This is a genomic window from Streptomyces lonarensis, from assembly GCF_012033735.1.
GTDB classification, from domain to species: Bacteria; Actinomycetota; Actinomycetes; order Streptomycetales; family Streptomycetaceae; genus Streptomyces; species Streptomyces lonarensis.
The window spans coordinates 1-1,765 of sequence record NZ_JAAVJD010000442.1 but is presented as its reverse complement, the minus strand read 5'-3'; the positions used below and the strand labels follow the sequence as shown (position 1 = coordinate 1,765).

The 1,765-nt window shown below is 76.2% G+C and carries 1 protein-coding gene; it reads left to right on the top strand.

What is annotated here, in order from left to right:
* Positions 1 to 176: 176 nt before the first annotated feature.
* Positions 177 to 1,765 (top strand): pyruvate, phosphate dikinase (locus HCN56_RS25395; RefSeq protein ID WP_209313190.1); only part of this gene is annotated, 1,589 nt, incomplete at its 3' end.

Below are 1,765 nucleotides of genomic sequence, written 5' to 3'. Positions count from 1 at the left end.
CGTCCGGCCCGCGGCCGCGAGGGGCGGCCGCCCGGGAGGAGCCGACCGTGCCGCACACCGAGACCCCCGTGCCGCCCGCCGCACCCGGCGCGGCCGATCCGACCGCCCCCGCCGACCCCGGGCGTCCGCAGCCCCGCCCGCGCTACGTCTACGACTTCGCCGAGGGCGACCGCTGGATGGTCGACCTCCTCGGCGGCAAGGGCGCCAACCTCGCGGAGATGACCCGGCTCGGACTGCCGGTCCCGCCGGGATTCACCGTCACCACCGAGGCGTGCCGCTCCTACCTGCTGACCGGGCGTGAACCGGAGACGCTCCGCGAGGAGATCGCGGACCATCTCGCCGCCCTGGAGCGGAGCACGGGGCGCCGCCTGGGCCGCGGTGCGGACCCGCTGCTGGTGTCGGTCCGCTCCGGCGCCCGGGTCTCCATGCCGGGGATGATGGAGACCGTTCTCGACGTCGGCCTCTCGGACACCTCGGTGCGGGCCCTCGCCGGCCAGGCCGGTGACGCCCGGTTCGCCTGGGACTCCTACCGGCGGCTGATCCAGATGTTCGGCCGCACCGTCCTCGGCATCGACGGCGCCCCGTTCGACGACGCGCTGGCCGCGGCCCGCCGCGAGGAGGGCGTCGACACCGACGCCGCCCTGCCGGCCGACCGGCTGCGGGCCCTGGTGGAGGAGTACAAGCGCATCACCCGCGACCTGGGCGGCCGGGAGTTCCCGCAGGACCCCCGGGAACAGCTCACCCTCGCCGTCGACGCCGTCTTCGACTCGTGGAACACCGACCGCGCCCGGCGCTACCGGCGCCAGGAGCACATCCCCGACGACCTGGGCACCGCCGTCTCGGTCTGCGCCATGGTCTTCGGCAACCTCGGCCCGGACTCCGGCACCGGGGTGGCCTTCACCCGCGACCCGGCGACCGGGCGGCCGGGCGTCTACGGCGACTACCTGAGCAACGCGCAGGGCGAGGACGTCGTGGCGGGGAACCGCACCACCGTGCCGCTGGCGGAGCTGGAGCGGATCGACCCCCGCTCCCACCGCCGGCTCACCGAGGTCATGGCCACCCTGGAGCAGCACTACCGCGACCTGTGCGACATCGAGTTCACCATCGAGCGCGGCACGCTGTGGATGCTGCAGACCCGGGTCGGCAAGCGGACCGCCGCGGCGGCCTTCCGGATCGCGGCGGACCTCGCCGAGGAAGGCGTCATCGACGAGGACGAGGCGCTGCGGCGGGTCGACGGACACCAGCTGGCGCAGCTGATGTTCCCCCACTTCGACCCCGCGCACCGGGCCGAACCGGTGGCACACGGCGTCCCCGCCTCGCCGGGCGCCGCCGTCGGCGCGGCGGTCTTCGACTCGGCGCGGGCCGCGGCGCGGGCGGCCCGCGGCGAGCGGGTCGTGCTGGTGCGGCGGGAGACCAACCCCGACGACCTGGACGGCATGCTGGCCGCCGAGGGCGTCCTCACCTCCCGCGGCGGAAAGACCTCCCACGCCGCGGTGGTGGCGCGCGGCATGGGCCGCACCTGCGTCTGCGGCGCCGACGGCATCACCGTCGACGCGGCGGCGCGCCGCGCGACGCTGCCCGACGGCTCCGTCATCGAGGAGGGCGACGTGCTCTCGGTCGACGGCACCGACGGCTCCGTCCGGCTCGGTGAGGTACCGGTGGTGCCGTCCCCGGTGGTCGAGTACTTCGAGACCGGCGGCACGCTCCCCGCCGAGGACCGCTCCGGCGGCGCGCTCCAGGACGGCGGCGCGCTGGTGCGCGCCGT